Genomic DNA, 25,655 nt, shown 5'->3' with positions numbered 1-25,655 from the left:
GCGCTGAACGCGAAAAATGGCCGCCATTATCACCGTTTTCCACTTCGGAAACCGGTTCCGCCCGCCGCCCCGCGCCGCCCCGGCGTGGGGCGGCGCGGGCGCAGGCGCTGAGAGGTGCCGCGGTTCAGCGCGGCACCGGCACCGGGCGGCCGTCGTAGCCCAGGGCCACCATGGTGAAGCGGCCGCGGGTGCACAGGCGGCGCTGGCCGCTGAGCAGGTCTTCGGCGTGCATGCTCACCTCCACGCACATCGACGCATTGCCCACGCGCACCACCCGCGCATCCAGTTCGACCAGTTCGCCCTCCAGCACCGGCGCGTGAAAGTCGATGCGCTCGGAGGCCGCCATCACCACCGGCATGCGCGCCCGCCGCGAGGCCGCGACAAAGGCCGCCTTGCCCAGCCAGGCCAGCGCCTGGCCGCCGTACAGGGTGCCCAGGTGGTTGGTGTGGCCGGGAAACACCGGCTCTACCATCGTCGTGCGCTCGCCGCCGTCATCCTCCCCGGCTGTTGCCGGTACGGCACGTTGGCGGGGCGCGTCGTCGTCCACCGCCACCAGGGTGAAGCGGCCGTTGAGACTGTGGCTGCGTTCGCCACTGCCCAGATCCTCGGCCACCAGTCCTACCTCCACGTCCAGCGAACGGCGCCCGCGGCGCACCACCCGGCCGCGCAGCTCCACCAGCCGGCCCTGCTGGATCGGCGTGACGAAGTCGATCCCGCCGCTGCAGGCGGTGACCATGCGGCGCCGCGTGCACCGCGTTGCCACCACGAAGGCGAGTTTGTCCATCATCGACAGTGCGGCGCCGCCGAAGAGCGTGCCGTGATGATTGGCACTCTCCGGAAACACCACGTCTATCATCACCGTGGCGGCCTCGTCGGCTGCCGGGTGGCGGAGGTTTTCTACGGAAACGTCAGGAGCCGTCCCCACGACGGCTTGTGTGCTTGCGTGCGACATGCGCATCTCCCATGAGCGACAGGGAGGGGCAGGAGAAGGATGGGGGCGGGCCCCACGGCACGCGCGCACTGCCGGCACTGGCCGGCGATGAGCCACGATTCCTCCACCGGGGACACCCCGCCCCTGTCTGGATTGACGAATTGCTCACGGCAGGTCTCCTGGCTCGCGGGTCATCGCGGCACGTCCGCCTTCCCGGCTTGCGCCAGTGGCTTCGATGGACGTGCAACTCACCGCTTACAGTTGCGGGGGCAGCCCCGGGATCCGCGCAGCGCGCGTCACCGGGTTCCCTTTTAATCGCCGCCGCGCATGCAGCGGACGAACCGTAGGCGGAAGCACTCTATCGCTGCACTGCAGCAGCTGTCAAACCGCGGCCGTGTGCGGTGCCCGGTTGCGTGGGCGCTACAATGACCCCATCCCCATCACGGCAGGCGATGCGCATGCTGTCCATCGAACAGTTTTTCGGCTTCCTGCTGGCCGCCGTGCTGGTCACCGCCGCCCCCGGCCCGGACAATCTCATGGTGCTCGGTACCGGCATGTCCACAGGCCGCCGCCACGGCATTGCCTTCGGGCTCGGCTGCGCGCTGGGTTGCCTCAGCCACACCGCGCTCGCCGTCGCCGGGGTCAGCGCCCTCATCGCCGCCTCGCCGCAGGCTTTTGGCGCGCTCAAGTTGTGCGGCGGTCTCTACCTCCTGTGGCTGGGCTACAAGGTCCTGCGCAACGCCCGCGGCACCACCCTCAGCGCCCGCCCCGGCAGCACCCTGACGCCGGCGGCCCTTTTTGCCAGGGGCATCGTCGCCAACGCCATCAACCCCAAGGTCATCGTCTTCTTCCTCTCCTTCCTGCCTCAGTTCGTTGCCCCCGCGCAGGGCAGCGTCGGCCTGCAGATGGCCCTGCTGGGGCTGCTGTTCACCGCCCAGGCGGCCCTCATCTTCACCCTGCTGGGCTACTTTGCCGGAACCGTCGGCCAGTGGTTGAGCACCCGCCCGGGGGCGGGCATGCTCATGGACCGTCTTGCCGGGGGGCTGTTCATTGCGCTGGGGCTGCGGCTGATCTTCAGTCGTTGAGAGGGCTGGCGGGGCGGGGTGTCGTGCCCCCATCAACCGCGCCCAGGCTCCGCTTCTGATAGAAGCCGCTTGACCTGTCTATTGCTTGATACGCCAGAGTTGCTCGCTGACGGCGTGGTGTCGTCAGTTACCACTACTCAGGAGAGATCACATGGGCGTGTACGGCATGACTCGGGAGCAATGGATAGAGGTGTTTCGAGCCACGGGGCTGGATGACGCGATGATGCACAGATGGCACGTTGAGTTTGAACGCCGTTATCCGGCGCAACATCAAGCATTCCTGCAATGGATCGGCCTGTCCGAAGAGGACCTCCGGAGCGTGAGGGCGGCCTCGCGGGTTGGTTGATGAGTCTGGGGAGGCCCCCGCTTGGGGGCCTTCTCCACCTGGGAGTTGTCGGCATGGGCATGTATACGGTGGGCCAACTTGGCAAGCGTGCAGGGCTGTCTCGCAGTGCGCTGCTCTACTACGACGGAATCGGCCTTCTTTCGCCGTCAATGCGCAGTGCGTGCGGTTACCGCCTGTACTCCGAAGGTGATGTGCGGCGCTTGGAGCGGATAATGCTCTATCGCGAAGCGGGGCTCCCGCTGGATGCCATCGCGAGCCTGCTGCAGGCCGATGAGACTTCTGCTTCCACGGTACTTGAGCGTCATTTGCACAGTGTCAGCGCTGCTATCGCAAGGCTGCGGCAGCAGCAGCACGTCATTGCCAAACTCCTTGGTGATGGGCATGTGCTGCGGGAAAGCCGCTCAATGAACAAGGAACAGTGGATTGCCTTGCTTGCGTCCACCGGGTTGGATGAAGCGGGAATGGACAGATGGCACATGGAGTTCGAGAAGATGTCTCCTGCTGCACATCAGGACTTTCTCGAGTCTCTGGGGATACCGCCTGAGGAGGTCGCGTTGATCCGTCACTTCTCAAGACAGGGGGTTGCCGATCCGGGTACTTGAGTCAGACCAGGTTCCCGTTCCGGCAAGGCTTCGGCAGCAGCGGTGAGTTCACCGTGCAGGTGCAGCTACATCAGGATGTTGCTGTCAGCAACAATCACTCGTGTTCCACACTCCCGCCGCCCTTACCCCGCTGTTCGCACCACCAGCCTCAACGTAGCCTTGAAGCCCTTCTTCGACGACAGCGCGATGGCGTAGCCGCCGTCGGTGGCTTCGGCGAGGGTGCCGGTGTTTTCGCTCCAGTTCTCGTCGCTGCTGAGGTAGCGCAGCCTGAAGCCGTCGGGGTTGCGGGTGAGGCGCAGGGTGAGGGTGTCGCGGAAGAGGTATTCGCCTTCGAGGTGCTGGTCGGGCCAGAGTTTGCGGTCGATGGTGTAGCCGGTGGTGGAGACGGCCAGTTCGAGGGCAAAGACGAGGGTGCGGCCGGTGGTGATGTGGGCGGTGTCGAGGAAGGCGCTGAACAGCACCGGCGAGCGCGGTGCGTCGATGTTGGCGCGGCGGGTGTCGAGCAGTTCGTCGTAGCTGCGCAGGATGGCGCTGTTGGTGTCGCGGCGGCGTTCGCTGAGGCGGAAGCTGAAGGTGCCGCGGGGGACGACGGTGGCTTCGAAATAGTAGGAGGCGCGGATGCTGCGGCCCTGGTCCTTGGCTTTCTGCACGGAGGGGGGCAGGGGCAGGGCGGCGACTTCGAGGTGGCCGTCGACGCGGACGTCGCCGAACAGGAAGCGGACGAGGTTCTGGTAGCCCTCTTCGGAGTTGACCACGCCGTAGGGGCCGCTGTGGCTGCGGTAGGCGAAGGCGCGCGGGGCGCCGCGCACGGTGGCGTTGTCGATCTTGACCAGGCCGTCGCTCATTTCGCCGGCGAGGCGGCGCGAGATGCCGAGGGCAACGTCGTAGTCGCGGTGGTTGGTGCCGACGAAGCAGAAGAAGCGCTGGGGGTCGAACTTGCCGTCGAGGCTGTCGACGCGCGCGGGCTTGCCGCTCAGGCCAAGGTATTCGGCCATCTTGCTGCGGTTGAAGTTGTTGATGTCCCACAGGCCGAGCACTGCGGGGATGTTCATGCCGGCGACTTCGATGCCGTTGTGGGGGGTGGCGTAGGTGAACACCTTGTCGACCAGGGCGCGATCGGCGGCGTTGCTGATGTGGTCGTTCTGCAAAAAGGCGCGCACCACCAGTCCGCCCATGGAGTGGGCGACGAGATGCACCTTGAACTGGGCGCGCAGTCCGGCATCGTCGCCGCAGACCTGTTCGCGGACGCGGTGGATGAGGGTCTTGAGGCCGGCGGCGGCTTCGGGGATGGAGAGCGCCTTGCCGGTGCCGAGATCGGCGTCGGCGGTTTCGTAGTAGCGGTAGATGACGACGCTGCGGGCGGGCAGGCGGGCTTCGCTCTCGCTGCCGTCGGCAAAGGTGTCGCGGTAGCCGTAGTCCTTCATCAGGCGGATCAGCGGCGATTCGAAGACGTGCTTGAGCACCCTGCCGTCCCACGCCTGGCGCAGCTTGGTGGCGCCGAGGTTGAAGCCCATGTAGGGGGTGGAAACGGTTTCGGCGACCTCGCCGGGGGTCATGGCGTAGCCGCGCACGTAGATGATGGGGTAATGGGGGGCGAGCGGGGTGCTCATCGGCTGTCTCCTCTGGGGGGCGCGGGGCGCGCTGTTGTCAGCTCATGGTAGTACATGGGCATGGCGACGCAAGGCGGCGGAGGGGGCGCTTGCCCGGCCCCGCCCGCAGTGATACGGTGAAACTCCCTTGCCGCTGCTCCCAGGACACCTGCCATGGCCCGCATTGCTTCCTCCATTCCCGGCCGTTTGCGCATCCGCGATGCGGCATTGCGCGACCGTGAGCGCCTGCGCGCGCTGGAGGCCGGGGTGGGGGCGCTGGCGGGTGTGGGGGCGATGCGGGCGAATGCCGGCGCGGGCTCGCTGGTGGTGCATTACGACGCTGCGGCGCTTGCTGTGGAGGTTTTCGAGCGTCGCGTGGATGCCTTGGTCGATGAGGTGATTGCGGCGTCGCGCCGGCGCGCGGCACGCTCGCCGGGGGCGCGTGCCAACCGCGCCGCGAAGATCGGCATGCTGGGCAGCCTGGGGGTGTCGCTGGCGTTTGCGGCAGCCGGGGCGAAGCGCTGGCATGTGCTCAGCGGTGGGGTGTTCCTGGCCTGCCTGGCCGTGCACGTCGGTTTGCGGCGCCACGCGCTGCTGCGCTGAGAGGGGAGAAGGGCCGCTGCGGGCGTGCTTTACGCGGAGCTGTCGGAGAGCGCGCCGCTGAGGCGGATGGCGAGGCGGATCAGCCGCCGTGCGAGGTCCACACCCTGTTGCCGCCCGCTGGCCGTGCCGGGGAGGTAGATCTCCATGCCGAGGTAGGCGAAGGCGGGGTTGTTCCACACCGTTTCGGGGATCACCGTGCGTGCGCGCAGACCTGCCGGCGTGCCCAGAGGGATGACGCGCACCTGCGCGGCGCAGGGCTCCGCGGCATTGCCGAGGGCGGCGTTGAGGGCGGCGCGCAGGCGCGGGTCGGCGCACAGCAGGTCGGCGGCGGGGCCGTTGCCGTCGCTGCCGGTGTGCAGGTCGATGAGCAGGCGGTGGGCGGGCTTGAGCTGGGGCAGCAGTTGCAGGTAGAGGGCCTGGTGGAGGACCTCGTGGCGAAAGCGCTCGTCGGGGCGCGGGCGGTGGTTGGAGAGTCCTTCGGGGATCTCCAGCACTTCGGCTTCGTCGGCGGGCAGGGTGAGCGCGACCTCGTGGCCGAAGTCGCGCTCTTCGCGGTGGATGCCGACGACGATGAGGGCTGCGGGCGGTGCCGCGCGGCGCTCTTCAGTCTGCGGCGGCGTCGGCGATCCACTCATAGACGTCCAGCGTCGCCGGGTCGCACTTGCAGCACCCCGAGGAACAGCGCGAGCCGGCGCCGAGGTGGCGGATGCGGCCTTTGCGTTCGAGGGTGGCGAGCATTGGCTGCAACGCCTCCGGGCTGGCATCGACGCCGCGCGCCAGCTCGGCCAGGGTGGCGCGCTGGCGTTCGCGCAGCAGGGTACTGAGGCGGGTGAGGATCATCGCCTGTGCTCAGGCCTGCTGCGGCAGCGGGATGCGCCCGCCGTCGGCGCGGGCGCCCTGGCGGCGCAGGAACCACAGGGTGGCGGCGAGGGCGGCGAGTATGCCGGCTATCCACGCTGCCGAACTCGCCGGGTGCTGGGCCCAGTTGGCGGCCTGGTAGTACATGGTCGCCACGCCGTAGGCGAGGCCGCTGGTCCAGCCCGTCACGAAGAGCGTCCACCGTGCGCCGGATTCCTGATAGACCGCGGCAATGGCGGCGGTGCAGGGGGTGTACAGGAGGATGAACAGCAGGTAGGCGAAGGCGCCGGCGGTACCGCTGAAGCGTGTCGCCATGGCGCCGAAGGTGCCCACCGAGACTTCCTGCTCTTCGGCCACCGCTTCGGCATCGCTGAGGTCGCCGACGTCCAGGCCCATCGGATCGGCCCACGCGCCGAGGGTGTCGATGAGGTTGGCGGGGATGGTGGCGAAGGCTTCGGCCAGCGCTTCACGCAGGCTGAACGCCTCTTCTTCCGCCTCTTCGCCGGCATCCTGCGCGGCGAGCGCGGAGTAGGTGGCGTTGAGCGTGCCGACCACCGCTTCCTTGGCGAGCACGCCGGTGAAGATGCCCACCGCTGCCGGCCAGTTCTCTTCGGTGAGGCCCATCGGCGCGAAGGCCGGGGTGATGCTGCGGCCGATCTCGGCGAGCACGGAGGCGTCGCTGTCCTCGTTGCCGTAGCTGCCGTCGGTGCCGACCGAGTTGAGCACGTTGAGCACCAGTACCATCGGCACGATGACCCGGCCGGCGCGCACGATGAAGGCCTTCAGGCGCTCCCAGGCGAGGCGCAGGACGCCGCGCACGGTGGGCAGGTGGTAGGGCGGCAGCTCCATGATGAAGGGGGTGGGTTCGCCCTTCATGAGGGTGTGGCGCAGGGCGAGGCCGGTGAGTACGGCCACGGCGATGCCGATCAGGTAGAGCGCGAAGACGACGTTCTGTCCGCCGGTGGGGAAGAAGGCCGCGGCGAACAGCACATACACCGGCAGGCGCGCGCCGCAGGACATGAAGGGCGCCATGGCGATGGTCATCAGGCGGTCGCGGCGGTGCTCCAGGGTGCGGGTGGCCATGATCGCCGGGACGTTGCAGCCGAAGCCGACGATGAGCGGTACGAAGGACTTCCCGGGCAGGCCCACCCAGCGCATGAAGCGGTCCATGACGAAGGCGGCGCGCGCCATGTAGCCGGAGTCTTCGAGGATGGAGAGGAAGAGGAAGAGGAAGCCGATGATGGGGATGAAGGTGGCGACCACCTGGATGCCGCCGCCGATGCCCTGGGCGAGGATCACCGTGAGCCATTCCGGCGAGCCCATGGCGGTGAGCACTTCCGCCAGCCCGTCGACCAGCAGGGCGCCGGTGAACAGGTCGAAGAAGTCGATGAAGGCGCCACCGATGTTGATGGTGAACAGGAACATCAGGTACATCATCAGCAGGAAGATCGGCACGCCCAGCGCACGGTTGAGCACCACACGGTCGATGCGGTCGGTGAGGTCGTGGCCGATGCGGGCGCCGGCGCTCACGGTGTTGCCGGCGATGCGGTTGGCGAGCCCGTAGCGCGCATCGGCGACCATGATGTCGATGTCGTCACCGAGCTTGCCGCGCAGGGCGCTGGCCTGTTCTTCGACCGCGCTGCCGGCGATGCGGCGGGCGAGGTCGTCACCTTCGAGCAGGCGCACGGCGAGCCAGCGCGGCGCGCTGCCGGCCTTGCGGGCGGCCTCTTCGAGCTGGGGCATGAGCGCGCCGACGGCATCTTCGAGCTCGCTCTGGTAGGCGACCTCGACATTCGCCGCGGCGGGCGCATCGACGGCCTTGCGGATCACTTCGCGGAGGGTGTCGATGCCCTCGCCGGTCGAGGCCACCACCGGCACCACCGGGCAGCCGAGCTGGCGCGCGAGGGCCTGCGGGTCCACCTGCAGGCCCTTGTTGCCGGCAACGTCCATCATGTTGAGCACCACCACCAGCGGCACGCGCATTTCGGCGAGCTGGGTGGTGAGGTAGAGGTTGCGCTCAAGGTTGGCGGCGTCGACGATGTTGATCACCAGACCGGCTTCGTTGGCGTGCACGTAGTCACGGGCGACGCTCTCGTCGAGCGAGACCTCGCGGTCGACGACGTCGAGCGAGTAGGTGCCGGGCAGGTCCACGACCTCGAAGCGCAGCTTGTCGTAGTGGTATTCACCGCTCTTCTTCTCGACGGTGACGCCGGGCCAGTTGCCGACGCGCTGGCGCGAGCCGGTGAGGGCGTTGAAGAGGGTGGTCTTGCCACAGTTGGGATTGCCCACCAGGGCGATGATGTGTCCGGTGCTCATCAGAGTTTCTCCACCGTCAGGGCGTCGGCCTCGTTCTTGCGCAGGGTGAGGGCGAAACCGCGCACGCGGATCTCCACCGGATCACCCATCGGCGCCACGCGCACCACCTGCAGTTCCGCGCCCGGGGTGAGCCCCATGGACAGCAGCTTGCGGCGATAGGGGCCGCCGGCGGCGGAGAAGCCACAGACCTTGGCGCGGTCTCCGACGGAAAGATTCTTGAGCATCATTCGCATTACCTCTCTCATTTGCGAGTTTGGGCGTATTGTGCCCCACCCTCAGCCCGGATGAAAGGGGCATGTGCGGGTAAACCTCATGCACGGGTGACCAGGATCTTGTGCGCCATGCCGCCGCCGAGGGCAAAGCGGGTCTCACCGCGGCCGATGACCAGGCCGCCGCCCTGGCGCTGGCGCACCACCACTTCGCTGCCGATGTTGAGGCCGAGTTCGGAGACCCGCAGCGTCATGGCCTTGCCGCCGAGGATGGCGACGACACGCACGGTTTCGCCTTCGCTGGCCATGGCGAGGGGAAAGTTGTCGGCTGGGGTGGAGGTGGTCATTGCGTTGTGTGGGTAGTGGTGGGGCGTGGAGGGCGGGAGCGTCGGTTGCGCGGCAGGCCGGCACCGGCAAGTGCGCGCAGCAAAATGGCGATGGTGGTGCCGTTGTGCAGCGCCGAGGCCGCCACCGGCCTCAGCCAGCCGAAGGCGGCGGCGGAGAGGATGGTGGTGTTGAGGCCGACGGTGAGTCTGAAATTGCTGTCGATCAGGTGCTGGGTGGCGATGGCCAGGGCCTTGGCGTCGGCGACGCGGGCGATGTCGTCCTCGAGCAGGGCGACGTCGGCGGCCAGGCGGGCGACGTCGGCGCCGTTGTGCATGGAGATGCCGACGTGCGCGCCACTGAGCGCGGGGGCGTCATTGACGCCGTCGCCGACGAAGGCGATGCGCGCGCCTTCGGCGGCCATGGTTTGCAGGATGCGGGCCTTGTCTTCGGGCAGGAGGCCGGCGTGAAAGCCGTCGAGGCCCAGCGCGGTGGCGGTGGCGCGGGCGCGTTCGGGGTGGTCGCCGGTGAGCATCACGATGCGTCCGACGCCGAGCTTGCGCAGCCGCCGCAGGGTGGCGGCGCTGTTCTCGCGCAGGCTGTCGCGCAGCGCCAGCACGCCCAGCAGCTCGCCGCCGAAGCCGATGAAGAGCAGGGTCTTGCCCTCGCCATGGAGGCGGTCGACGATCTCGTGGTGGGCGGCGATGGAGATGCCTTCGTCGTCTTCGACGAAGTGGCGCGAGCCGACGACGATGCGGCGGCCGTCGATGACGCTGGCGACGCCGTGGGCGACGATGAACTCGACTTCCTTGTGATCGAAGTGGCGTGGATGGTCGAGCCGCCGCGAGGCCTCGACCACCGCCAGGGCGAGGGGGTGGAAGTAGTGCTCTTCCACCGAAGCGGCGAGGTTGATGAGGTCTTCCGGGGTGTAGCCGGGCTTGAAGGCCACCGAGTCGGTGACTTCGAGCTTGCCGGTGCTCAGCGTGCCGGTCTTGTCGAAGACGAAGGTGTCGGCTTCGGCGAGGCGTTCGAGGGCCTTGGCACCCTTGACCAGCATGCCGGACTTGCCGGCTTCGAACATCGCTGCCTTGAAGGCGACCGGCGTGGACAGCTTCAGGGCGCAGGAGTAGTCGGCCTGCAGCACCGCGGCGACGCGCTGCCAGTCGCGCGATACCAGCCAGGTCGCCGCAGCGAGCCCGAGCACCATCGGCACCAGGCGGTCGGCCATGCGCGCGGCTTCGAGCTGGGTGCGGCTCTTTACCGCCAGCGACTGCTCGACGAAGTCGGCGATGCGTGCGGCTGCCGCCTGTGCGCCGACGTGTTCGGCGTAGATGCGCAGACGGCCTTCCTCGACCAGGGTGCCGGACAGTACGCGGTCGCCGCGGCGGCGCTCGACGGCGACGCTCTCGCCGGTCATTGCTGCCTCGTTGACCGTGGCCTCGCCGCCGAGCACCGTGCCGTCCACGGCGATGACACTGCCGGTGGCGGCGATCACGGTGTCGCCGACCCGCAGCTCGGTGGCGTCCACCTGTACCTCGGCGCCGTCGCGCTCCACCCAGACCGCATCGGTGGCAGGCTTCAGCAGGTGCTTGAGGAGGTCGTCGGAGCGGCGTTCGATGGAAGCTTCCAGATACTCGCCGAGGGCGAGCAGGAAGGAGGTGGTGTTGGCTGCCAGGTAGTCCTGGCGGCCGATCGAGATGACCACCGCGAGGGCTTCGAGGACGTGGGAAGTGACGCCCTTCTCGAAGAAGTCGTCGAAGGCCTCGCCGAGCAGCGGGATGGCGGTGCCGAGGGCCACCGGCGCCTGCAGGCGCGCATCGAGGGTGCGCGAGGCCAGCAGGGTTGCGGCGCTCAGCGCCAGCGGCGCGGCGCTGGGCGCCCCGTTGGCGGAGTGCCCGCGCGCCGCTGCCGGCACCATGCGCAGGATGGCGAGTGCGAGCGCATCGGCGTTGTTGCGCTGGGGGTCGAACTCAACCACCAGCGCGCGCGCGGCGGCATTGACGCGCACCTTGCGCACGCCGTCGAGGGTGGCCACGGCGCGCTCGATGAACACCGCCGCGGGCGCCGTACCGCGTTCGCAGCGGTAGCGCCAGCGCACCCGCCCGCGGGTCTGGTGCATGGGTTCGAGGGCGCACAGCCAGGCCGGTGTCATCGCTCTGCTTCGACCTCGGCGCGGATGTCGGCCATCTGTTCCTTCATTTCCTCGACGCCGCCGGCCACGCCGGCATACAGCTTGAGTGCAGACTTGACGATCTTGCCGCGCAGTTCCTCGTCGCTGAGCACCCAGGCCGCCGCTGCGCCGATCAGTGCGCCAAGCAGGAACTGCTCGGTGGTGCGCGAACGCAGGAAGGCCGGCATGCCCTGCAGCAGTCCGGCGTCGATGCCGGCAGCGCCGAGGCCGGCCTGCAGCCCGGCGGGGTCGTAGCCTGCGGCAAAGCTGCCTTCTGCGCCTGGCATGCCGCCCATTGCCGCACCGGGTCCCATGCCGGTGTAGCCATAGTGGCCGTGGTTGATGCCGCCGCACTTGCAGCGTTTCTTGTGTTTCTTAGCCATGGTCGTTCTCCGTGTTGGTCTGCGCAGGCGCGCGCAGCAGGTGTTCGATGAGCATCACCCCGGCGGCACCCGTCGCCACCGCCAGCAGGGCGCTGCCGTAGTCGCGCCGGTGCAGCGCCTGGGCGGCGCGGCTGCCGGCGCTCAGCGCGGTGCCGCCCTGCAGGGCGTGGCGCAGGATGCGCCTGAGGTCGGCGGCGGAGCACGGTGTGGCGCGATCCTGGAAGGCGGATACACAGCCTGCGGCGACGAAGCCCTGGGCAAAGCTGGCGCTGCGCGGCGGAGCAACGACTGCCCTCATGATTCAGCGCCTCCGGGGGTTGCCGGCGTGCGCTTGGGGGCCGCGGTCTTCCTGGCCGCGGGCTTGCTGCTGGTGCGTTTGCGCGTTGCGGCCGCCGCGGTGGTGCTTGCCGGCGCTGCAGCGGCGTCCCCGGCAGGGGCGGGGGCGGCGAGACGCTGGCGTGCACGCGCGGAGGCGTTCTCGATGGCTTCCAGACTGGACACTGTGGCGCTGCGCAGGCTGTCCTGGGCTTTTTCCAGGCTGCCGCGGGTCTTGTCGGTCCTGAGCAGGCGCAGTGCGACCGCGCCGGTGACCACGCCGGCGACGAAGGGCAGTAGCGGGAACATGTCAGATCTCCTTGCGATGACGGCCGAGCCTGCTCTTCAGCAGATAGGCTCCAGCGCCACCCGCGGCCATGCCGGCCAGCATGGCGGGGTGTGCGTGACGCAGAAGCGGACTGAACAGGCCGAGCGGCCCGGCGTGCTGGCCGAGCTGCGCGAAGGCGCGTTCGAGAAAGTCGGATACCGGGCCGTGGCGGGCGTAGGCCTGCTGCGGGGCGATGCCGTGTGCGGCGTGATAGCGCTCCTGGGCCTGCGCTGCGGCAACGGCGCGCTGGAAAGCGGGGAGGTGGTTGTGCAGCGAGGCGGCCTGGAGGTTCTCGAACACCCGGCGCACGTCGGCCTCGCCGATCTGGGCGAGGAGTTCGGCATACAGCCTGACGTTGGCGATCTCGCCGGCGACCCCGCGCTGGCAGTTGGCCAGCCAGCCCGCTTCAATGGTGGTTTCCGCGGGGAAGGGGTCGAGCGGGCGGGGAATGCCGTAGCGCTCGCACAGGCTGTACAGCGCGCCGACGTGCTGTTCCTCGGCGCGCTGGATGTTGGCGAAGGGCGCGCGCGCGCCGTAGGCCTCGGTCACGCGCTGGTAGAAGGCGCGCGCGGCGTATTCGTCGTAGAGCGCAATGCGGACCGCCTGGTGGACGACCGGGTAGGGCGCAGCAGGGTCGATGCGGCGGGTGCGCAGGATGATTTCGTCATGGTTCTGCATGAGCGATCTCCCGGTAGGTGTCGCGCAGGATGTCTTCCAGCAGTGCCGCGGCCGCGCTCGCCGAGCCGCCGAGGAGTTCGCTCCAGGCCTGCTCGGGGATGGTGCCGGGGTCGTAGATGACGGTGCACGAGCGTGCCAGCAGGTTGACCTTGACGTCGACGATGCCGGGGCTGCGATCAAGCACCGTACGCAGTGCGCGCGCCTGTTCGCCGGGCATCTCCATGGCCGGCATCTCGCCGTCGAGCTTGAGGCGGATGCGCCCGCGGATGTGGTGGGCGATGCGGATGTTGCGGAGAAAGGTGCGCAGCTCTTCGAATTCGGGCATGGCGGGGTCCAGCGCAGCCGGTTGTCAGGTACCCGTAGGCCAACGCGCCTGGCGCGATCAGACAAGCCTCCGCACGGTGGAGCGGGGCTCCACACGGGACGGGTTCCTGGCTGACCGAAGCTGGCTACGCGAACCTGCTGCAGCGGACGGCGTGCACTGAGAGCGGCGGACGATGGCGTCCGCAAGGTGCTGCCTACGCGGAAAGCATCATAGCCTGCCGCGCCGGCGCCGTGTCTGACGTTGGTCAAACTTTTGCTGCACCTGCGTCATCCGGCGGCAGCGCCTGGCAGCCCCGCATTGCCGCTTCGGGCGCTGACGGCGTATAGTTCGGCCAGCATCGATCGGGAGCCCCGCGGCGCGTCCGCGCCAGGGGTGAAACGGGAAGTCCGGTGACGCGCGAGTCCATGCTCGCGCCATTCCGGCGCAGCCCCCGCTGCTGTAAGCCTGACGGCGCCGTCAAATCAATACCACTGAAGCGTGTTGCTTCGGGAAGGTGACGGCGACCGGATGACGGTGAGCCAGAAGACCGACCCGCTCGATTTCGTCAGCACAGCTGCCCCGGGGTGTGGGCCGGTTGCCGATGGGTTCTGCGGGCTCCAGATCCCGCCGTGCTTCGGGTGCAGCACCCGCTCCGCAAAGCGCGACCATCGTCTCCCTCTCCATCCCGGCGCACGGAAAACCGTGGAGCCCGCAGGATGGAAGAAGACCGCAAGCAGAACCATAACGAGCGCATGCAGCGCAAGAAGGAAGTCGTCGATGCGGCCATCGGCCGGGCGCAGGAAGAGCGTGGCATCGTCATCCTGATCACCGGCAACGGCAAGGGCAAGACCACCTCCGCCTTCGGTACCCTGTACCGCGCGCTGGGCCACGGCCAGCGCGCCGGTGTGGTGCAGTTCATCAAGGGCACCCAGGCCACCGGCGAGGTGATCTTCCTGCAGCAGCACCCGGCGAGCGCCGCAGTGCGCTACCACGCCATGGCCACCGGCTTCACCTGGAACACGCAGAACTGGGATGCCGACAAGCGCGCCGCGGACGAGGCCTGGGCGCAGGCCGCCGGCATGCTGGCCGATCCGGCGCTCAGCCTGGTGGTGCTCGACGAACTCACCTACATGCTGAAGTACAACTACCTCGACACCGCCGCGGTGCTCGACGCGATCCGCGCCCGTCCGCCGCTGCAGACGGTGATCGTCACCGGCCGCGCGGCAAAGCCGGAACTGGTTGAGCTGGCCGATACGGTAAGCGAGATCGCCGACCGCAAGCACGCCTTCAAGGCAGGGGTGAAGGCCCAGGCAGGCATCGACTTCTGATCGAGGGTCGGGCGGGGTTACTAGATATGGGTGTTCTGTCTGATCTTTGTCCGATATCTTGTATGCTTGCCTTGCGGCAAGCTTGCCTTCGGGACTACACTGCGCCCTGCGACGGTTCCCATCCGGGATGAAAAGGGAATCCGGTCAGGATGCCGCGGTGATGCGCAAGCACCGCCCGCGCGCCGATGCCGGAGCTGCCCCCGCAACTGTAGACGGCGAGTCCGCCACCGATTCGAGCCACTGGAAGACAGCACTTCCGGGAAGGCCGGTGGCGGGCGAGGACCCGTGAGCCAGGAGACCTGCCGACGCCGTGCCGGCCCGTGTGACGGGGCGGTTTTCTGACCTGGGGCGGGGTGTCTCCATGGCGGAGCCTGCGGCCCGTCCGCAGTGCATCCCGTCGTGCCGGCATTGCGCCCCGATGCTAAGGGAGTGCAAGCATGCAGGCAGTCGCCAGCCATACCGAAACCGAATCCTCCGCCCCCCGCAAGGCGCCGCCGCTCTCCGAGTTCGCGCAGGCTGGGCGTGCCTTCGAGGTGATCCGCCGCAATGGCGCCATCGTGTCCTTCAATGCCGAGAAGATCGCGCTGGCGATGACCAAGGCCTTCATCGCCGTGGAAGGTGGGCAGGGCGGCGCCTCGGCGCGGGTGCGCGACCTGGTGGCACGCCTCACCGCCGGCGTGGTGCAGGCGCTCACCCGCCGCCTGCCAGGCGGCGGCACGGTGCACATCGAGGACATCCAGGACCAGGTGGAACTGGCACTGATGCGTTCCGGCGAGCACGACGTGGCGCGCGCCTACGTGCTGTACCGCGAACGCCGTGCGGCCGAGCGTGCCGCCGCCGCGGCGGCCAGCACCGACGGTGTCGCGCTCGAGCCCCTGCTGCACGCCACCGACGGCGAGCGCCGCATTCCGCTGGAGCGCGCCGCGCTGCGCGCGCGCTGCGCGGAGGCTTGCGCCGGCCTCGGCGGCGTGTCCGCCGACACCGTGCTGGAACACGCGCTCGCCAACCTCTACGACGGCGTGCCGCTGGCCGCGGTGCGCCAGGCCCTGGTGCTGGCCGCGCGCACGCTGATCGAGCGCGAGCCGGCCTATGCCAAGGTCGCCGCGCGCCTGCTGCTCGACAGCCTGCGCGTCGAAGTGCTCGGCCGCCCGGTCAGCCATGCGGAGATGACTGCCGGCTACGCCGAGTGCTTTCCCGCGCTGATCGCGCGCGGCATCGAGGCGGGCCTGCTCGACCCCCGCCTGGGCGAGTACGACCTGCCGCGCCTGGCCGCCGCGCTCGATGCCGGCAACGACCTGCGCTTCAACTACCTGGGCCTGCAGACCCTCTACGACCGCTACTTCCTGCACGTAGACGACAGCCGCATCGAGCTGCCGCAGACCTTCTTCATGCGCGTGGCGATGGGCCTGGCGCTGAACGAGATCGACCGCGAAGCGCGCGCCATCGAGTTCTACCGCCTGCTCTCGTCCTTCGACTTCATGAGCAGCACGCCGACGCTGTTCAACAGCGGCACGCGGCACTCGCAGCTCTCGTCGTGCTACCTCACCACGGTGGCCGACGACCTCGAAGGCATCTACCAGGCGATCAAGGAAAACGCCCTGCTGCAGAAGTTCGCCGGCGGCCTGGGCAACGACTGGACCCCGGTGCGTGCGCTGGGCAGCCTGATCCGCGGCACCAACGGCAAGAGCCAGGGGGTGATTCCCTTCCTCAAGGTGGTCAATGACACCGCGGTGGCGGTGAACCAGGGCGGCAAGCGCAAGGGCGCGGTGTGCGCCTACCTGGAGACCTGGCACCTGGACATCGAGGAATTCCTCGAACTGCGCAAGAACACCGGCGACGAGCGCCGCCGCACCCACGACATGAACACCGCCAACTGGATCCCGGATCTGTTCATGAAGCGGGTGATGGAAGGCGGCGAATGGACGCTGTTCTCGCCGGTGGACGTGCCCGACCTGCACGACCGCTTCGGCCGCGACTTCGAGGCCGCCTACGTGGCCTACGAGGATCGCGCCGCGCGCGGCGAGCTGCGGCTGTTCAAGAAGATCCCCGCGCTGCAGCTGTGGCGCAAGATGCTCACCATGCTGTTCGAGACCGGGCACCCGTGGATCACCTTCAAGGACGCCTGCAATGTGTGCTCGCCGCAGCAGCATGCGGGCGTGGTGCACAGCTCCAACCTGTGCACCGAGATCACCCTGAACACCTCGGCCGACGAGACCGCGGTGTGCAACCTCGGTTCGGTGAACCTGCCCGCCCATCTGGTGCAGGGCGCCGACGGCCGCTGGACGTTGGACCACGACAAGCTCGCGCGCACCGTGCGCAGCGCCATGCGCCTGCTCGACAACGTCATCGACATCAACTACTACGCCACGCCGAAGGCGCGCACCGCCAACCTGCGCCACCGCCCGGTGGGCCTGGGGATGATGGGCTTTGCCGACTGCCTGCACCGCATGGGCGTGGCCTACGCGTCGGACGCGGCGGTGCAGTTCGCCGACGCCTCCGCCGAGGCGCTGTGCTACCACGCCTACCTGGCCTCGACGGAACTGGCCGAGGAGCGCGGGCGCTACTCCAGCTACGAGGGCAGCCTGTGGTCGCGGGGCGTGCTGCCGGCCGATACCCTGGAGCTGCTTGCCGAGGCGCGCGGCGGCTTCGTCGAGGTCGAGCGCGGCGGCACGCTGGACTGGGAGGTCCTGCGCGCGCGCATCGCGCGTCACGGTATGCGCAATTCCAACTGCGTGGCCATCGCTCCCACCGCCACCATTGCCAACATCATCGGCGTGTCGGCCTCCATCGAGCCCGACTACCAGAACCTCTACGTCAAATCCAACCTTTCGGGCGAGTTCACCGTGGTCAACGAGTACCTGGTGGAAGAGCTCAAGGCGCTCGACCTGTGGGACGACGTGATGATCGCCGACCTCAAGTACTTCGACGGTTCGCTCGCCCCCATCGACCGCGTGCCCGCCGAGCTCAAGGCGCGCTACGCCACCGCCTTCGAGATCGACCCGTCGTGGCTGGTGGAAGCAGCCGCGCGCCGACAGAAGTGGATCGACCAGGCGCAGTCGCTCAACCTCTACGTCGCCGCCCCGTCCGGGCGCAAGCTCGACGAGCTCTACCGCCTGGCGTGGACGCGCGGCCTGAAGACCACCTACTACCTGCGCACCCTGGGCGCCACGGCGATGGAGAAAGCCAGCGTGTCCACCGCCGGGTCCGCCGCCGAGGCGCAGTTCTGCGCCATCGACAACCCGGACTGCGAGGCCTGCCAATGAGTGCCTTCCGCTTCGACGATTGGGACGACCGACCCGCCACGCCCGTGGCTGCGCCTGCAGCGCCGGCGGTCGCTTCCGCGAGCGCTCCCCAGGCGGCAGCCCCGCGCCCGGCGCTGGCCCCGGTCAACCCGATGGACAAGCGCGTGGTCAACGGCCACGCCGACATCAACCAGCTCGCCCCCTTCCGCTATCCGTGGGCGTGGGAGTTCTTCCTCAACGCCAACAAGAACCACTGGACGCCGCTGGAAATCTCCATGGCGCAGGATGTGCACGACTACCACCACAAGCTCACGCCGGCCGAACGCCACGTGTTCGAGAACGTGCTCGCCTACCTCACCACCTCCGACATCCTCGCCATGCGCAACATCGGCCTGGCGGTGATGGAGAAGATGAGCGCGCCCGAGCTGCAGATCTACCAGGCCCGCCAGGTGTACGAGGAAGCGCTGCACACCTGGACCTACCAGCACTGCATCGAGAGCCTGGGCCTGGACCAGCAGGAGATCTACAACCGCTACCGCGTGGTGCCCGAGATCCACGGCAAGATCGCGCTTGCCAACCGCCGCCTGGAGCGCGTGATGCGCTCGGACTTCGATATGACCAACCGCGACAACCTGCACGAATTCGCGCTCTCCTACCTGTTCTTCGCCGGCATCTTCGAAGGCTGCTGGTTTTACAACGGCTTCACCCCCATCTTCGCGCTGCAGCGCCGCGGGCTGATGAAGGGCGCCGCCGAGCAGCTGCAATACATCATGCGCGACGAGGTGCTGCACTGCGCCTTCGGCATCCGCGTGGTGCGCCAGCTGCTGCAGGAGGAGAATCTCACCCTCGACCCGCTGCGCCTGCGCGAACTGTGGGACGAGGCCGAAGCCGCGGAGGCGGCCTACGCCGGCTACATCCTGCGCGAACCCATCCTCGGCTACTCGGCGGCGCTGCACGTGAACCAGTTCCACTTCATCGCCAACCGCCGCGCCCGCCAGCTGGGGCTGGACGAACCCTTCCCCGGCGCGCAGAACGTGCTGCCCTGGCTGGACGAGCAGGCCAACCTGAGGAAGGAGAAGAACTTCTTCGAGACCCGGGTCACCGAGTACCAGACCGGCGGCGCGCTGAGCTGGGAGTAGGGGCCTGCGGCGGAGGCCGCCGGGCGGCTTGCCCGCCGGCCGCGCCGGCGGCACACTCCGCCCTCCTGCACCACCGGCATGTCGGCCGGTGGTCGATGCCATAGGGAGAACACCGCATGAACCTCAACATCAGTCTCGCCCCGCTGCTCGCGCTGATCGCCGGCATCCTCGTGCTGCTGGTGCCGAAGCTGCTCAACTACATCGTCGCCATCTACCTGATCGTGATCGGCGTGATGGGCCTGCTGGGGATCGGCAGCATCCATCTGCGTTAGCCCGCACTTCTCACACCATCCCTGCTGCGGGTGCCGGTGCACTCGCCGTGGCACGCCGTACTCCCTCACGTCGCCTCGACGTAGTGTCAGCTACGCCTTCGGCGTCGATCGGTCCGTGCGGCGCACCACGGCGGCGCCTCGACCCCCTCGCGACGTGAGGGTGTGAGAAGTGCGGACTAGCCTTGCGGCCGCGATGTTGCGGCGCAGATCGACCGCGCGGCGGCGATCCGTTAGCGTATGCGGATATTCCGATGCGAGGGGGCGGCGATGCGTACTCTGCTGGCGGTAGTGATGGTGTGGTGCGCTGTGCTGGCGGGGGGCGCGGCGCGCGCGGCGGAGATGACCCCGGTGCAGGTGGGGCCGCACAGCTGGTACGTGATGGGGCAGGCGGGGATGGCCTCGGCGGCCAACGAGGGCTTCATGTCGAATGCCGGCTTCGTCATCACCGACGAGGGCGTGGTGGTGTTCGACGCGCTGGGCACGCCGGCGCTGGCCGAGCAGTTGATCGGCGAGATCCGCAAGCTCACCGCGCAGCCGATCCGCCGGGTGATCGTCAGCCACTACCATGCCGACCACTACTACGGCCTGCAGGCCTTCAAGACGATCGGCGCGGAGGTGTGGGCGCATCAGGCCGGGCGTGCCTTGCTCGAGTCCGAGGGCGCGCAGGCGCGCCTGGCGCAACGCCGGGCGGACCTCTTCCCCTTCGTCGATGACACCACCCGCCTGGTGGCGGCCGACCGCTGGCTGGCGGGCGACAGCGAGTTCCGCCTGGGCGGGCTGACGTTTCGCCTGATGCACCTGGGGCCGGCGCATTCGCCGGACGACATGGGCATGGAGGTGCTCGAAGAGCGCGTGTTCTACGCCGGCGACATGCTGTTCCGCGGCCGCGTGCCCTTCGTCGGCGAGGCCGATACCGCGCGCTGGCTGCTGGCGCTGGAGCGCCTGATCGAGGCCAGCCCGGCCGTGCTGGTGCCCGGGCACGGGCCGGCATCCACCAATCCGCGCGCCGATCTGGTGCTGACGCGGGACTACCTGCAGTTCCTGCGCGAGGAGATGGGCCGCGCGGTGGCGGAGCTGAAGTCCTTCGACGAGGCCTACGACGAGGTCGACTGGAGCCGCTGGGCGAAGCTGCCGGCCTTTCGCGAGGCCAATCGCGGCAATGCCTACAACGTCTTCCTGCAGATGGAGCGCGGCTCGCTGCGCTGAGAGCGCGCGCCCGGGTCTGCGGTGTGCAGGCGCTCGTGCGCCGCCAGCCTGGTCAGCGCTCCGCCCGTGGCATTCCCGGCACGCATCCCCGGTACGCGCTGGTCAGCGTTTGTGCTGGCGTGGGCAGCGCTTGCAGGGTTTGCGTTTTTCGCAGCATTTCTTGCTCATTCGAGGTCTCCCTGAGGGGTGATTTCAGTGCTGCTGGAGTTCCTGCAGCAGTTTCTCCCAGTCGCTTGCACCGAGCACGCTTTTCAGGCGGGCGTAGGCACCGGTCTGGACTTCCGTCATGCGCACGCGCAGATCGGCGAAGGTTTCCAGCGCTTCGCGGCTGGGTGCGGCGGCATCGTGGGCGAAGACCGCGGCGTGCAACTGTTCCTGCAGCGGAATGGCCTCGCTCATCAGGGCCAGGTAGCGCGGCTGGATCTCGCTGCGCAAGGCGGCAATGGCCGCCTTTTGTTCGGTGCTGAGGTGCTCCTGCCAGTGAGCACGGTTGAGTACGCGCATCGGGTGGGGGAGGTCGAGGAGGTCGTCCACCGGGTGGTCGTGGGCGTGGGCGAGCGGTTGCGCCAGCAGTGCGGCGGCGCACAGGGCGGTGGCGAAGGCTTGGCGAAGCGTAGTCATGGGGTGAGATTCCTGGGTTCAGAAGCGGTAGCGGATGCCGGCGTAGAGGTAGGGGCCGGGGTCGGAGCCGAGGGCGGTGTCTATTTTTTCGTCGAAGATGTTGTTGATGCCGCCATAGATCTCCAGGCCCGGGGAGGAGGGGGGCAGGTAGCTGGCTTTCAGGTTCACCAGGGTGTAGGCATCGGCGCGCTCGGTGGCCGTGGTGCCGCTGTAGTCCTGGCTGCCGGTGTGGCGCACGATGGCCTGCAGCATCCAGTGCTGGGTGGGGGTGTAGTCCACTGAGAGGTTGGCGAGGGTGTGCGGGGTGGCGAGCAGACGTGCGCCGGTATCGAGGTTTTCGGTGCGCAGGCGGGTGAGGCCGATGCGGGCGCGCAGGTTGTGACGGATGCGCCAGCTGCCCTCGGCTTCGATGCCGCGGATGCGTGCTGCACTGATGTTGCGGAAGGTGTTGTAGGTGAGCGGCGCGCTGCCTTCGCGGACCTGCTCGATGCGTTCCTCGATATCGCTGCGGAACAGGCTGAGGCCGTACTGCCACTGGGTGTTGCCGCCGGCGAGGCCGACCTCCCAGGTTTCGCTGGTTTCCGGCTTCAGTGCGTGGGCGGTGGTCTTGCCGCGTGCGGCGGCGATCACCTCGGCGCCCAGCATGGGCACGCCCTGGGGGTTGGTCTGGTCGACGTAGAGTACGCGGTCGTCAGGGGCCTTGAAGCCCTGGGCGTAGTTGAAGCGCAGGCGGGCCAGCGGCGCGGCCTGCCAGACCGCGCCGGCCTGCAGCGAGACCTGGCTGCCTCCTACCGAGACGTCGTCGTAGCGCGCGCCATAGACGGCGTTGAAGCGTTCGGCGAGTTGCCATTCGTGCTGCAGGAAGGCGGACTTGAAGGTCCTGCCGTCGGCATCGTAGGCGGTGGAGTCGACCTTGTTGCTGCGGTGTTCCATCCCGCCAACAACGGTGTGGGCGGTGTCGGGGCGCCAGGTGGCGGTGAGATCGTGGATGAGGTGGGAGAGCGTGGAGCGGTTGCGCGAGCTGGCCGAGGCTTCGCGGCTGCCGTAACCGAGATCCGCCCACGGCAGGGCATAGACCACGCGGTCCTTGTCGTAACGGCTGTAGTGCAGGCGGTAAGCAAGCGCGAGGGAGTCGGCAGGGCGCCAGTCGGCGCGTGCGGTGAGATCGCGGCGTTCGTTGTCGTCGTACTGACGCGCCGGAATGTTGGCGGCCTGGATGAAGTTGCCGCCACCGCCGGCTACGGTGGTGGCGTAGCGGCTGCTGACGTAGTCGCCTTCGCGGGTTTCCTGCAGGTAGTTGAAGGCCAGGGCGAGGGTGAGGGTGGCGCTCGGGTGGACTTCGATCTCGCCACCGAGGGTGTCGACGGCGGCCTGGTCGCGGTAGTCGACGTCTACCGTGTAGTGGTCCTTGAGTCGGGTGCGGATCAGGGCATTGGGGTGGGTCGAAGGGGGAATCTGCACGCCGGCCTGGGGGGCAGTGACGGTGGTCGTTTCGCGTTCGGCGTAGGGGCGCTGACGCAGGGCACTGGCGTGCAGGGCGTAGCGCAGCACTTCACTGCCGCCGCGGATGGCCACCGCGCCGGTGCGCCGGCTGCCGTCGCCATCGCTGTTGGCCCCGTACTGGGCGTCGAGGGAAATCTCCAGGCCGCTGCGCGGGCGTCGGGTGATGATGTTGATGACGCCGCCGAGGGCATCGGCTCCGTACAGCACGCTGGCTGGCCCGCGGAGGATCTCGATGCGTTCGATCTGGGTGGCGGAGATGCGTTCGAGCTCGTAGGCGTTGCTGAACTCGCCCTTGATGCGGCGGCCATCGAGCAGATAGACGCTATCCGAATGGCCGAGTCCGCGGATCTGCAGGTTGCGTCCGCTGGGGGCGACGTACAGGCCGCTGCTCAGCTCCAGGATGTCGCGCAGGGTGGCAGCGCCCATGGCCTCGATGTCGGCGGCGTCGATGAGCTGGATGGGGGCGGGGGTGGCGGTAATGTCGCGTTCGCTGCGGGTTGCGGTAGTGACGATCACCGCGGACAGTTCCGGCGCCTCCTGGGCGAGAAGTGGTGGCGCGGCGCAGCAGAGGGCAAGCGGCACCAAGGCGGGGATGGCGCGGGGGAGGGGAGACATGGGGGGGTGATCCTTTGTATTAGTTCTCCCTGATATCGTAATGGTAATTCATGCTGAATGTAAACGAGAACAATTAACATTTATTCGGCAGGAGGCATTGTGCACGTCACAGCGCCCGGCGACTCACAACTGCTCTGGTGAGTCGCCGGGCGCTGTGAACTGGCCCGCATTCATTTTCCCGTCCGTGCTGCGGGTGCCGACGCACTTGCCGCAGCACGCCGTACTCTCTCACGCGTTCTCGACACCCGCAGTAGGGACGGGGTGAGAAATGGGGGCTGGGGAAGGCTTCAGTCGAGGGCCAGCGAGGCCTTCACCCACAAGGTGCGACCGGGCTCGTTGACCCGGGTATCGACCTGGTAGCCGGCAGCGGCGAGGTTGGCAAAGCCACCCCTGGACAGGTGTTCGGCGTACTTCTTGTCGAACAGGTTGTCGATGCCGGCGGTGAAGCTCAGCTGCTTGTTCAGGCGGTAGCCGCCGTTTACCGAGAAGACGCCGAAGCCGGCCGTTCTGCCGCCGACGCGCAGGTCCTGGCCGACGATGTTGCCCTTGCCCGGGTCGATGCGCTTCTGCGCGGCGACCACGCGCCACAGGGCGCCGGCCGACCAGATGCCGTTATCCCAGTTGAGGCCGAAGCGCGCTTCGAGCGGCGGCGTCTGGGCCAGCGGCGTGCCGTCCGTGCGGTTGCTTGCGCGCACCCAGGCGAGCGAGGCGTCAGCCTGCCAGTGAGGGGCGAAGCGCCAGGTGGTGCCGGCCTCGAAGCCGTAGCTGCGTGCGTCGATGTTGCGTACGACGTTGGTGGTGGCGGTGGGTCTGCCGAAACGGACATTGGTGTTGAAGCTGTCGGTGAGGATGTAGTCGTCGATGTGGGCATAGAAGGCCGACAGGTTGCCGTTCAGCGTGCCGGCGCGCCAGCTCAGGCCGAGGTCGAGCTGAGTGGTCTTCTCAGGCTTGGTGAGGAAGGCGCTGTTGGTGGTCTCGCTGTGCTTGCCCTGGGCGATGGTCTCCCAGTAGTCGGGGAAGCGCTCGGCATGGCCGATGCCGGCGTAGGCGGTGCCGCCGACGGCGGCGAGCTCGTGTTCCCAGCGTGCAAAGCCGCTGTGCAGGGTGTCGCTGCGGCGCTGTCCGGCGGTCACCGTGGTGCTGCGGTGATCCTTGGCGCTCCAGCGGTCCTGGCGCAGCCCGGCAATCACGCGGTCGGCGTCGCCCAGTTCATGGGTGAACTCGCCGAATACCCCCCAGTTGCGGAAGCTGGCGTCGGTGGTGCGGCGGGCGGCCTTGTAGAGGGCTGCGGCATTCACGCCGGCGCCGGTGCGCACGGTGTGCTCATTGTCCTGAGCGTCGATACCCACCGTCAGCCGGGTGGCAGGGGCCAGGTCCAGATCGGCGGCCACACGTCCGCCGCGGGTCAGGCGGTCGGGGTTGCTGACGCTGCGGGCAGCGGGTGCGGTACCCGAGCGCAGGGTGAAGTTGTCCATCACGTGGTCGATGTAGTTGCGATACACCTGTGCCTCCAGCTTGGCGAGCAGCGGCGAGATGCGGCGCTGTTCGAAGCGCAGGCCGATGTTCTCGCGGTCGAACGCGGAGCCGTCCATCATGCGGTCGGCGTAGGCGGCCTCACCGTCGCTGCGCGCCAGGCTGAGTTCCAGCAGGGTGTCGTCGCCGGGCGTCCAGCCCAGTGCCACGGTACCGCTCCAGCGTTTGTAGGCCGAATGGACCTTGTCACCGTCGCCGTCGCGGTAGTCGCCGGCGCGGGTACGCGTCGCAGTGCCGCGGACATAGAAGTCCGGCGTGGCGTAACGGGCATCGCCCATCAGGTCGAGGCGACCGAAGCTGCCGGCGGTGAGGCTGGCGCCGATGCGTTGGCCGCTTGCATCAACGGTTTCGCGATCACGCTCGAAACGTACCGTGCCGGCCGAACTGCCCGGGCCGTGGATGACGCTCTGCGGCCCCTTGAGGACCACCATGCGGTCGTACGATTCGGGAAACACGTAGGCCGTGGGCGGGTCCATGCGGCCGCCGCAGCCGCCGAGGATGTGTTCGCCGTCGAGGAGGATGTTGAGCCGCGAACCGGCCATCCCCCGGAACACCGGATCGCCGCTGGTGCCGCCCTTGCGGATGACCGTGAAGCCGGGAATGGTCTTCAGGATGTCGGCGCCGTCGAGGGCAGGAATGGGTTGCCGTGGCGAACGCGGATCGGTCACCACGGTGAGGGGCTCGGCTTCGGGGGCGGCGGTTACCACCAGTGGCGCCAGGGTCGTTTCGGCGCCCGCGAGCAGCGGTGCACACAGCGGGGTGAGCAGCAGCGCGGTGGCGAGGCGGGTGAGGACAGGGGTGGAGGGGACGGAAGAGCTGCGCTTGCGCATGAGGACTCCAGGGAAGGTGAGCGGGCTCGTCTCCTTCCCGGCGCTGCGCCAGGGTGCGGGGACGGGCTTGAATCGCGAGGGCGCAAGTTAGCGCCCGGCGCGCAAGCCCGGCAAAGTGCATGACAATGATCAACCTTGAGACGATCGGGATAGGGGCGGTCAGCTTACCTGACCGTTCCCCTCCCACACCACCCGGCGTGCGGGTCCGCACCGGGCGGTTCGAGCAGTTGAGGTCATGAGAGCCGAGGCACACCGAGCCGGTCGAAGTAGGCGATAGGCATCGCACGGTTCAATCGCATGCGGCTGTTGCGCCACCAACACCGAC

At 68.4% G+C, this 25,655-nt stretch carries 25 protein-coding genes and 3 riboswitches; of the genes, 9 read left to right on the top strand and 16 right to left on the bottom strand.

The genetic code is table 11. From position 1 onward, the window contains the following. Nucleotides 1-124: 124 nt before the first annotated feature. The gene (locus tag C8261_RS16210) at nt 125-952 is read right to left on the bottom strand and encodes an acyl-CoA thioesterase (RefSeq protein ID WP_219905227.1); all 828 of its coding nucleotides are present in this window, start codon (nt 950-952) and stop codon (nt 125-127) included. A 131-nt stretch (nt 953-1,083) separates the two neighbouring features. Beyond that, nucleotides 1,084-1,292, bottom strand: a riboswitch (cobalamin riboswitch). Between the two features lie 97 nt (nt 1,293-1,389). Here C8261_RS16210 and C8261_RS16205 point away from each other — a divergent pair. The 3 genes from C8261_RS16205 to C8261_RS16195 all read left to right on the top strand — a co-directional run bounded on the left by C8261_RS16205 (nt 1,390) and on the right by C8261_RS16195 (nt 2,964). Beyond that, the gene (locus C8261_RS16205; RefSeq protein WP_107494784.1) at nt 1,390-2,016 is read left to right on the top strand and encodes a LysE family translocator; all 627 of its coding nucleotides are present in this window, start codon (nt 1,390-1,392) and stop codon (nt 2,014-2,016) included. Nucleotides 2,017-2,167: 151 nt separating this feature from the next. Beyond that, nucleotides 2,168-2,362 (top strand): MerR family transcriptional regulator, encoded by a 195-nt coding sequence (locus C8261_RS16200; protein WP_107494774.1) that lies wholly within the window; start codon nt 2,168-2,170, stop codon nt 2,360-2,362. Nucleotides 2,363-2,415: 53 nt separating this feature from the next. Then, a complete protein-coding gene (locus C8261_RS16195; RefSeq protein WP_219905226.1) occupies nt 2,416-2,964 on the top strand; it encodes a MerR family transcriptional regulator in 549 nt (182 codons plus the stop codon). A 122-nt stretch (nt 2,965-3,086) separates the two neighbouring features. Here C8261_RS16195 and C8261_RS16190 read toward each other — a convergent pair whose 3' ends face one another. Next, on the bottom strand, nt 3,087-4,574 hold the full coding sequence (locus tag C8261_RS16190; RefSeq protein WP_107494773.1) for an esterase/lipase family protein: 1,488 nt from the start codon (nt 4,572-4,574) through the stop codon (nt 3,087-3,089). A 153-nt stretch (nt 4,575-4,727) separates the two neighbouring features. Between C8261_RS16190 and C8261_RS16185 the strand changes: the two genes are divergently transcribed. Beyond that, the gene (locus C8261_RS16185; protein WP_107494772.1) at nt 4,728-5,156 is read left to right on the top strand and encodes a hypothetical protein; all 429 of its coding nucleotides are present in this window, start codon (nt 4,728-4,730) and stop codon (nt 5,154-5,156) included. A gap of 29 nt (nt 5,157-5,185) precedes the next feature. Here the strand turns inward: C8261_RS16185 and C8261_RS16180 are convergent, their stop codons facing one another. The 11 genes from C8261_RS16180 to C8261_RS16130 form a co-directional block, all read right to left on the bottom strand. Beyond that, a complete protein-coding gene (locus tag C8261_RS16180; RefSeq protein WP_107494771.1) occupies nt 5,186-5,791 on the bottom strand; it encodes a hypothetical protein in 606 nt (201 codons plus the stop codon). After that, complete coding sequence (locus C8261_RS16175; RefSeq protein WP_107494770.1) at nt 5,760-5,996, bottom strand: FeoC-like transcriptional regulator; 237 nt, start codon at nt 5,994-5,996, stop codon at nt 5,760-5,762. The genes C8261_RS16180 and C8261_RS16175 overlap by 32 nt, the downstream gene beginning before the upstream one ends. Nucleotides 5,997-6,005: 9 nt before the next feature. Further along, nucleotides 6,006-8,330, bottom strand: a complete 2,325-nt coding sequence (gene feoB, locus C8261_RS16170; RefSeq protein ID WP_107494769.1) for a Fe(2+) transporter permease subunit FeoB — start codon at nt 8,328-8,330, stop codon at nt 6,006-6,008. Next, nucleotides 8,330-8,557, bottom strand: a complete 228-nt coding sequence (locus tag C8261_RS16165; protein ID WP_107494768.1) for a FeoA family protein — start codon at nt 8,555-8,557, stop codon at nt 8,330-8,332. Before C8261_RS16165 ends, feoB begins: the two co-directional genes overlap by 1 nt. An 83-nt stretch (nt 8,558-8,640) precedes the next feature. Beyond that, nucleotides 8,641-8,886, bottom strand: coding sequence for a FeoA family protein (locus C8261_RS16160; protein WP_107494767.1), 246 nt, complete (start codon nt 8,884-8,886; stop codon nt 8,641-8,643). Beyond that, entirely contained in the window at nt 8,883-11,015 is a 2,133-nt protein-coding gene (locus C8261_RS16155) for a heavy metal translocating P-type ATPase (protein ID WP_107494766.1), read from the bottom strand. The genes C8261_RS16160 and C8261_RS16155 overlap by 4 nt, the downstream gene beginning before the upstream one ends. Beyond that, nucleotides 11,012-11,416, bottom strand: coding sequence for a hypothetical protein (locus tag C8261_RS16150; RefSeq protein WP_235864952.1), 405 nt, complete (start codon nt 11,414-11,416; stop codon nt 11,012-11,014). Before C8261_RS16150 ends, C8261_RS16155 begins: the two co-directional genes overlap by 4 nt. Continuing rightward, complete coding sequence (locus C8261_RS16145) at nt 11,409-11,714, bottom strand: hypothetical protein (RefSeq protein WP_107494765.1); 306 nt, start codon at nt 11,712-11,714, stop codon at nt 11,409-11,411. The genes C8261_RS16150 and C8261_RS16145 overlap by 8 nt, the downstream gene beginning before the upstream one ends. Further along, nucleotides 11,711-12,040 (bottom strand): hypothetical protein, encoded by a 330-nt coding sequence (locus tag C8261_RS16140; RefSeq protein WP_107494764.1) that lies wholly within the window; start codon nt 12,038-12,040, stop codon nt 11,711-11,713. The genes C8261_RS16145 and C8261_RS16140 overlap by 4 nt, the downstream gene beginning before the upstream one ends. Nucleotide 12,041: 1 nt before the next feature. Further along, the gene (locus C8261_RS16135; protein ID WP_107494763.1) at nt 12,042-12,737 is read right to left on the bottom strand and encodes a ferritin-like domain-containing protein; all 696 of its coding nucleotides are present in this window, start codon (nt 12,735-12,737) and stop codon (nt 12,042-12,044) included. Next, nucleotides 12,724-13,062 (bottom strand): heavy-metal-associated domain-containing protein, encoded by a 339-nt coding sequence (locus C8261_RS16130; RefSeq protein ID WP_107494762.1) that lies wholly within the window; start codon nt 13,060-13,062, stop codon nt 12,724-12,726. Before C8261_RS16130 ends, C8261_RS16135 begins: the two co-directional genes overlap by 14 nt. Before the next feature lie 326 nt (nt 13,063-13,388). Next, nucleotides 13,389-13,611, top strand: a riboswitch (cobalamin riboswitch). A gap of 146 nt (nt 13,612-13,757) precedes the next feature. On the opposite strand from C8261_RS16130, the gene cobO reads away from it, so the two are divergent. From cobO to C8261_RS16105, 5 genes are all read left to right on the top strand, one after another. Next, nucleotides 13,758-14,369, top strand: coding sequence for a cob(I)yrinic acid a,c-diamide adenosyltransferase (gene cobO, locus C8261_RS16125; protein WP_107494761.1), 612 nt, complete (start codon nt 13,758-13,760; stop codon nt 14,367-14,369). Between the two features lie 95 nt (nt 14,370-14,464). Continuing rightward, a riboswitch (cobalamin riboswitch) is annotated at nt 14,465-14,690 on the top strand. A 116-nt stretch (nt 14,691-14,806) separates the two neighbouring features. Continuing rightward, nucleotides 14,807-17,632 (top strand): ribonucleoside-diphosphate reductase subunit alpha, encoded by a 2,826-nt coding sequence (locus C8261_RS16120; protein WP_107494760.1) that lies wholly within the window; start codon nt 14,807-14,809, stop codon nt 17,630-17,632. After that, a complete protein-coding gene (locus C8261_RS16115) occupies nt 17,629-18,750 on the top strand; it encodes a ribonucleotide-diphosphate reductase subunit beta (protein WP_107494759.1) in 1,122 nt (373 codons plus the stop codon). Before C8261_RS16120 ends, C8261_RS16115 begins: the two co-directional genes overlap by 4 nt. Before the next feature lie 116 nt (nt 18,751-18,866). Further along, the gene (locus tag C8261_RS16110) at nt 18,867-19,022 is read left to right on the top strand and encodes a DUF3096 domain-containing protein (RefSeq protein ID WP_107494758.1); all 156 of its coding nucleotides are present in this window, start codon (nt 18,867-18,869) and stop codon (nt 19,020-19,022) included. Nucleotides 19,023-19,289: 267 nt separating this feature from the next. After that, nucleotides 19,290-20,228 carry an MBL fold metallo-hydrolase gene (locus C8261_RS16105; RefSeq protein ID WP_107494757.1) on the top strand — a complete coding sequence of 313 codons (939 nt, stop codon included), beginning with the start codon at nt 19,290-19,292 and terminating at the stop codon, nt 20,226-20,228. Between the two features lie 192 nt (nt 20,229-20,420). On the opposite strand, the gene C8261_RS16100 is transcribed toward C8261_RS16105, so the two are convergent. From C8261_RS16100 to C8261_RS16090, 3 genes are all read right to left on the bottom strand, one after another. Further along, nucleotides 20,421-20,849 carry a hypothetical protein gene (locus C8261_RS16100; protein ID WP_107494756.1) on the bottom strand — a complete coding sequence of 143 codons (429 nt, stop codon included), beginning with the start codon at nt 20,847-20,849 and terminating at the stop codon, nt 20,421-20,423. Between the two features lie 18 nt (nt 20,850-20,867). After that, on the bottom strand, nt 20,868-22,967 hold the full coding sequence (locus C8261_RS16095) for a TonB-dependent receptor plug domain-containing protein (protein ID WP_107494755.1): 2,100 nt from the start codon (nt 22,965-22,967) through the stop codon (nt 20,868-20,870). 287 nt (nt 22,968-23,254) lie between these two features. Then, nucleotides 23,255-25,330, bottom strand: a complete 2,076-nt coding sequence (locus C8261_RS16090; protein WP_107494754.1) for a TonB-dependent copper receptor — start codon at nt 25,328-25,330, stop codon at nt 23,255-23,257. Nucleotides 25,331-25,655: the final 325 nt, after the last annotated feature.

It is taken from the genome of Pseudothauera lacus (genome assembly GCF_003034845.1).
GTDB lineage: Bacteria > Pseudomonadota > Gammaproteobacteria > Burkholderiales > Rhodocyclaceae > Pseudothauera > Pseudothauera lacus.
The sequence above is the reverse complement of the archived record's forward strand: the minus strand, read 5'-3'. Positions and strand labels throughout refer to the sequence as shown.

Bases quoted from the DNA above. Each gene is read 5' to 3' on its own strand.
- C8261_RS16205 (WP_107494784.1), top strand. From the start codon at position 1,390: ATGCTGTCCATCGAACAGTTTTTCGGCTTCCTGCTGGCCGCCGTGCTG.
- C8261_RS16200 (WP_107494774.1), top strand. From the start codon at position 2,168: ATGGGCGTGTACGGCATGACTCGGGAGCAATGGATAGAGGTGTTTCGA.
- C8261_RS16175 (WP_107494770.1), bottom strand. From the start codon at position 5,996: ATGATCCTCACCCGCCTCAGTACCCTGCTGCGCGAACGCCAGCGCGCC.
- C8261_RS16115 (WP_107494759.1), top strand. From the start codon at position 17,629: ATGAGTGCCTTCCGCTTCGACGATTGGGACGACCGACCCGCCACGCCC.
- C8261_RS16190 (WP_107494773.1), bottom strand. From the start codon at position 4,574: ATGAGCACCCCGCTCGCCCCCCATTACCCCATCATCTACGTGCGCGGC.
- C8261_RS16095 (WP_107494755.1), bottom strand. From the start codon at position 22,967: ATGTCTCCCCTCCCCCGCGCCATCCCCGCCTTGGTGCCGCTTGCCCTC.
- C8261_RS16120 (WP_107494760.1), top strand. From the start codon at position 14,807: ATGCAGGCAGTCGCCAGCCATACCGAAACCGAATCCTCCGCCCCCCGC.
- C8261_RS16090 (WP_107494754.1), bottom strand. From the start codon at position 25,330: ATGCGCAAGCGCAGCTCTTCCGTCCCCTCCACCCCTGTCCTCACCCGC.
- C8261_RS16135 (WP_107494763.1), bottom strand. From the start codon at position 12,737: ATGCAGAACCATGACGAAATCATCCTGCGCACCCGCCGCATCGACCCT.
- C8261_RS16195 (WP_219905226.1), top strand. From the start codon at position 2,416: ATGGGCATGTATACGGTGGGCCAACTTGGCAAGCGTGCAGGGCTGTCT.
- C8261_RS16180 (WP_107494771.1), bottom strand. From the start codon at position 5,791: ATGAGTGGATCGCCGACGCCGCCGCAGACTGAAGAGCGCCGCGCGGCA.
- C8261_RS16160 (WP_107494767.1), bottom strand. From the start codon at position 8,886: ATGACCACCTCCACCCCAGCCGACAACTTTCCCCTCGCCATGGCCAGC.
- C8261_RS16185 (WP_107494772.1), top strand. From the start codon at position 4,728: ATGGCCCGCATTGCTTCCTCCATTCCCGGCCGTTTGCGCATCCGCGAT.
- cobO (WP_107494761.1), top strand. From the start codon at position 13,758: ATGGAAGAAGACCGCAAGCAGAACCATAACGAGCGCATGCAGCGCAAG.
- C8261_RS16105 (WP_107494757.1), top strand. From the start codon at position 19,290: ATGCGTACTCTGCTGGCGGTAGTGATGGTGTGGTGCGCTGTGCTGGCG.
- C8261_RS16100 (WP_107494756.1), bottom strand. From the start codon at position 20,849: ATGACTACGCTTCGCCAAGCCTTCGCCACCGCCCTGTGCGCCGCCGCA.
- C8261_RS16150 (WP_235864952.1), bottom strand. From the start codon at position 11,416: ATGGCTAAGAAACACAAGAAACGCTGCAAGTGCGGCGGCATCAACCAC.
- C8261_RS16210 (WP_219905227.1), bottom strand. From the start codon at position 952: ATGTCGCACGCAAGCACACAAGCCGTCGTGGGGACGGCTCCTGACGTT.
- feoB (WP_107494769.1), bottom strand. From the start codon at position 8,330: ATGAGCACCGGACACATCATCGCCCTGGTGGGCAATCCCAACTGTGGC.
- C8261_RS16140 (WP_107494764.1), bottom strand. From the start codon at position 12,040: ATGTTCCCGCTACTGCCCTTCGTCGCCGGCGTGGTCACCGGCGCGGTC.
- C8261_RS16130 (WP_107494762.1), bottom strand. From the start codon at position 13,062: ATGCCCGAATTCGAAGAGCTGCGCACCTTTCTCCGCAACATCCGCATC.
- C8261_RS16110 (WP_107494758.1), top strand. From the start codon at position 18,867: ATGAACCTCAACATCAGTCTCGCCCCGCTGCTCGCGCTGATCGCCGGC.
- C8261_RS16145 (WP_107494765.1), bottom strand. From the start codon at position 11,714: ATGAGGGCAGTCGTTGCTCCGCCGCGCAGCGCCAGCTTTGCCCAGGGC.
- C8261_RS16155 (WP_107494766.1), bottom strand. From the start codon at position 11,015: ATGACACCGGCCTGGCTGTGCGCCCTCGAACCCATGCACCAGACCCGC.
- C8261_RS16165 (WP_107494768.1), bottom strand. From the start codon at position 8,557: ATGATGCTCAAGAATCTTTCCGTCGGAGACCGCGCCAAGGTCTGTGGC.